Below are 4,420 nucleotides of genomic sequence, written 5' to 3'. Positions count from 1 at the left end.
GTCGACGACGCCTCCGACGCCGTGCGCGTCACCGACGCGACCTGCGCCTGCTGGTCAAACGGGTTGTGGGGCGCGGGGGCCGAGGCGGTCGCGGTCGACGGGCGCCGCATCGGCACGCTGTCGGCGATCCACGAGGCCGGCGGCGCCATCACCGTCAACTACGCGGCGGTCAACCCGCCGTACCGGGTCGAGGCGATCGGCGACAGCCGCCAGCTCGCCGACGCCTTCGCCGACGGGCCGTTCGGCGAGTACTGGCAGATCCGCCAGGACGAGGCCGGGCTCAAGTACGACATGCAGCGCGCCGAGGAGCTGTCGCTGCCCGCGGTGCCCGGCGAGCGCGTCCGCGTCCGTCACGCCAAGGTGTGGGAGGGAACGAAGTGATCCCCGTCATCGGTCTCGTCGTCGGGGTGGTGCTGGGCCTGTGGCTCCAGCCCACCGTCCCGCTCGGCCTGCAGCCCTACCTGCCGATCGCCATCGTGGCCGCGCTCGACGCGGTCATCGGCGCCGGCGGCGCGCTGGGGGAGCGGCGCTTCGACGACCGCGTCTTCGTCGTCTCGTTCATCTCCAACGTGGTCATCGCGGCGCTCATCGTGTTCGTCGGCGACCAGCTCGGCGTCGGCTCGCAGCTGTCGACGGCGGTGGTCGTCGTCCTGGGCATCCGCATCTTCGCCAACGTGGCCGCCATCCGCCGCCGGATCTTCCATGCCTGAGCAGCCGTCCGGCTCCGAGACCGCCCCGCGCCGGCGCGGCCGGGTGTCGCAGGTCGTCGTCGCCGTGCTGCTCGGCGCCCTGGCCTTCGCGGTCACCGTGCAGGTGCGCGGCAACGACTCCGAGGCGTACTCGACGCTGCGCCAGACCGAGCTCGTGGAGCTGCTGCGCAGCCTCGACGCCGCCAACGAGCGGGCCGCCCAGCAGGTCGACGAGCTCACCCGCACCCGCGACGAGCTGGCCAGCTCCTCCCAGCAGTCGCAGGAGGCCCAGCGCCAGGCCGACAAGCGCGCCGCCCAGCTCGGCATCCTCGCCGGCACGCTCGGGGCGCGGGGTCCGGGCGTCGAGCTCACCATCACCGACCCCGAGGGCGACGTGAACGCCGCGATCCTGCTCGACGCGGTCGAGGAGCTGCGCGACGCCGGTGCCGAGGCGATCGTCGTCAACGGCACCGCGCGGGTCGTGGCGCAGACCTACTTCGTCGACGAGGGCGAGGAGGTGCGGGTCGGCGGACGCACCCTGACCCGCCCGTTCGTCATCGAGGCGATCGGCGACCCGGACACCCTGGCCGAGGCCATGCGCATCCGCGGCGGGCTCATCGACCGGGTCGAGAGCAACGGCGGGACGCTGGACATCGACAAGCGCGACACGGTCACCATCACGGCCCTGGCCGACACCCAGGACCCCGAGTACGCTCGTCCCAGCTCATGACCCCCCACCCCCCGACCAGGAGCTCTGCGTGACCCCCGAAGACCTGTACTACACCGAGGAGCACGAGTGGGTGCGCCTCGACGACGACGTCGCCGTCGTCGGCATCACCGACTACGCGCAGGACGCGCTCGGCGACATCGTCTACATCGACCTGCCGGCCGTCGGCGACACGGTCGAGGCCGGTGCCGTCGTGGGCGAGCTGGAGTCCACCAAGTCGGTCAGCGACGTGTACGCGCCGGTCTCGGGCGAGATCATCGCCCGCAACGACGCGCTCGAGGGGGGGCCCGAGGTCGTCAACTCCGATCCGTACGGCGAGGGCTGGCTGCTCAAGATCCGCGCCAGCGACGAGGACCCGCGCGCCGGGCTGCTCGAGGCCGAGGCCTACGCGGCCTTCACCCAGGCCTGACGGAGACCCCCACCGACCGGTCCCCGACTGGTAGGTTGGGGGTCAACACTCACCCTTCACGTCACGGCAAGCTTCAGGAGGCCTGCGATGCCCTCGGACACCGACGGACCCGTCGACCAGCCCGGAGCCGAGGAGGCCGACGTCGAGAAGACGACGACCATCTCGGTGCGCGGTCTCGAGGTCGACACCGAGGAGATGTCGACCGACGACGTCTCCACGGTCGAGGCCCTGCCGGCGGGCAGCGCGCTGCTGCTCGTCCAGCGCGGACCCGGCGCCGGGGCGCGGTTCCTGCTCGACAGCGACACCGTCACGGTGGGCCGTCACCCCGACAGCGACATCTTCCTGGACGACATCACCGTGTCCCGTCGCCACGCGACGTTCGCGCGGGTCGACGCCGGCTACCAGGTCAGCGACCTGGGCAGCCTCAACGGCACCTACGTCAACCGCGACCGGATCGACGGCGACATCGCGCTCACCAACGGCGACGAGGTGCAGATCGGCAAGTACCGCCTGATCTACGTCGCGTCGGTCGGGGGAGCCTCGGTGTGACCGAGTCGTTCGCCGAGCTTCCGCGGCTCGGGATCGGCAAGGTCCTCGACGAGCTGCTGCCGGAGTTCCCCGACCTGACGATCACCAAGATCCGGTACCTGGAGTCCCAGGGCCTGATCGAGCCCGAGCGCACCCCGTCGGGCTACCGCAAGTTCACCTACGGCGACGTGGAGCGCCTGCGGTTCGTGCTGCGGAAGCAGCGCGACGACTTCTGGCCGCTGAGCCACATCCGCCAGGTGCTGGACGACATGGACCAGGGCGTCGTGCCGCCGACCGAGCTGGGCGAGACGGTCGCCGTCCCGCACCTCAAGCTCGCCGACGACGGCCTGCCCAGCGCCGAGACGTTCTCGGGGCGGCGCAGCCAGGTGCGGCTCTCGCGCGAGGAGCTGCTGGCCTCGGCCGGCATCTCCGAGCCGATGCTGGACGCGGCCGAGCAGTTCGGCCTCGTGCGCCGGGCGAACCGGGCCTACTACGACGGGCACGCCCTGCAGGTCGCCTCGCTCGTCGCCGACTTCGCCGGCCTGGGCGTGGAGCCGCGCCACCTGCGCATCTTCCGCCAGGCCGTCGACCGCGAGATCGGGCTGTTCGAGCAGGTCGTCGAGCCGCGCCGCCGGTCCGAGGACGCCGAGCGGGCCGAGCAGGCCGTCGCCGAGCTGGCCGCGCTCGCGGTCCGGCTGCACACCGTGATGCTCCAGGACGGGCTGGGCTGATCGCGATGCGCGAGGTCGAGGTCGTCGGCGTCCGCGTGGAGATGCCCTCCAGCCAGCCGCTCGTGCTGCTGCGCGAGGTCGAGGGCACCCGCTACCTGCCGATCTGGATCGGCGCCGTCGAGGCCACTGCCATCGCCTACGCCCACCAGGGCGCGGTCGCGCCGCGCCCGCTGACCCACGAGCTCATGGCCACGCTGGTCGAGGCGCTCGGCGACGAGCTCACCGAGGTGCGCATCGTCGACGTGCGCGACAACGTCTTCTACGCCGAGCTGGTGTTCGCCTCCGGCGTGCAGGTGAGCGCCCGGCCGTCGGACTCGATCGCCCTCGCGCTGCGCACCGGCACCCGCATCGTGTGCGCCGAGGACGTGCTGGACGCCGCCGCGATCGCCACCTCGCAGGACGAGGACGAGGAGATCGAGAAGTTCCGCGAGTTCCTCGACGAGATCGAGCCGGAGGACTTCGACCGGTAGGCGGTTGGCCGGTCCGGGTTCGGGTACGGGCGCTCCGCCCGTCCCCACCGAAGGAGCCTCGCTTGTCCCAGGTCGACCCGATCGAGTCCGCCGCCGCCGACGTCCTGCCCCCGGGCACGACGCTGCGGCCCGAGCAGCGCGAGGCCATCGAGGCGGTGCTCGAGCACGACACCATCGCGGTCCTGGCCACCGGGTCGGGCAAGACGCTCGTCTACGAGGTCGCCGGACGCCTGCTGGGCGGCCCGACGGTCGTCGTGTCGCCCACCATCGCCCTGCAGGCCGACCAGGTGGCCGCGCTGCGCGAGGCGGGCATCCGGGCCGAGGCGCTCAACAGCACGCGGTCGGCCGGCCGGCGCCAGCGCGTGCTCGACGACCTGGACGCCGGCCGGCTCGACGTCGTGCTGCTGGCTCCCGAGCAGCTGGCCGACGACGACGTCGTGGCCGCGCTGGCCCAGGCGTCGCCCGCGCTGCTGGCCGTCGACGAGGCCCACTGCGTCTCGTCCTGGGGCGTCGACTTCCGGCCCGAGTACCTCGCCCTGGGAGCGGCCGCCGAGGCGCTGGGACGTCCGCGACTGATGGCCCTCACCGCCACGGCGCCGCCAGCGCTGCGCCGCGTCGTGGCCCGCTCGTTGGGCATGCAGGACGTGCGCGAGGTCGTGGGCGTGGCCGACCGGCCCGAGATCCACCTCTCCGCGCACGTGCTGCGCGACGAGGACGACATCGAGGACCGGGTCCGCGACCTGCTGGTGGAGGACGAGGCCGGCGGCTCGCGCCTGGTCTACGTCGCCACCCGCCGCCGCGCCGAGGACCTGGCCGAGCGGCTGACCGGCGAGGGGCGTCGACGCGGTGGCCTACCACGGCGCGCT

8 protein-coding genes are annotated in these 4,420 nt (G+C 72.9%); all 8 read left to right on the top strand.

The annotated features are described in order from the left end of the window. On the top strand, nt 1-381 hold a 381-nt coding region (locus AC2W7G_RS09980), incomplete at its 5' end, for a DUF881 domain-containing protein (protein ID WP_485868292.1). Next, the gene (locus tag AC2W7G_RS09975) at nt 378-710 is read left to right on the top strand and encodes a small basic family protein (protein WP_485868291.1); all 333 of its coding nucleotides are present in this window, start codon (nt 378-380) and stop codon (nt 708-710) included. The genes AC2W7G_RS09980 and AC2W7G_RS09975, both read left to right, overlap by 4 nt. Then, the gene (locus tag AC2W7G_RS09970; RefSeq protein WP_485868290.1) at nt 703-1,419 is read left to right on the top strand and encodes a DUF881 domain-containing protein; all 717 of its coding nucleotides are present in this window, start codon (nt 703-705) and stop codon (nt 1,417-1,419) included. Before AC2W7G_RS09975 ends, AC2W7G_RS09970 begins: the two co-directional genes overlap by 8 nt. A gap of 28 nt (nt 1,420-1,447) precedes the next feature. Beyond that, nucleotides 1,448-1,825: a glycine cleavage system protein GcvH gene (gene gcvH, locus AC2W7G_RS09965; RefSeq protein ID WP_485868289.1), complete on the top strand. Its 378-nt coding sequence runs from the start codon at nt 1,448-1,450 to the stop codon at nt 1,823-1,825. 87 nt (nt 1,826-1,912) lie between these two features. Next, on the top strand, nt 1,913-2,374 hold the full coding sequence (locus AC2W7G_RS09960; RefSeq protein WP_485868288.1) for an FHA domain-containing protein: 462 nt from the start codon (nt 1,913-1,915) through the stop codon (nt 2,372-2,374). Continuing rightward, a complete protein-coding gene (gene ftsR, locus AC2W7G_RS09955; protein ID WP_485868287.1) occupies nt 2,371-3,084 on the top strand; it encodes a transcriptional regulator FtsR in 714 nt (237 codons plus the stop codon). Before AC2W7G_RS09960 ends, ftsR begins: the two co-directional genes overlap by 4 nt. Nucleotides 3,085-3,089: 5 nt before the next feature. Then, nucleotides 3,090-3,554: a bifunctional nuclease family protein gene (locus AC2W7G_RS09950; RefSeq protein WP_485868286.1), complete on the top strand. Its 465-nt coding sequence runs from the start codon at nt 3,090-3,092 to the stop codon at nt 3,552-3,554. 62 nt (nt 3,555-3,616) lie between these two features. Beyond that, the coding region (locus AC2W7G_RS09945) for a DEAD/DEAH box helicase (protein ID WP_485868285.1) at nt 3,617-4,420 on the top strand (804 nt) is incomplete at its 3' end.

Source organism: Aeromicrobium sp. PFPM2_SD2, from assembly GCF_057364525.1.
Note: the sequence above shows the minus strand (reverse complement) of the source record. Positions and strands in the feature narration are given on the sequence as shown.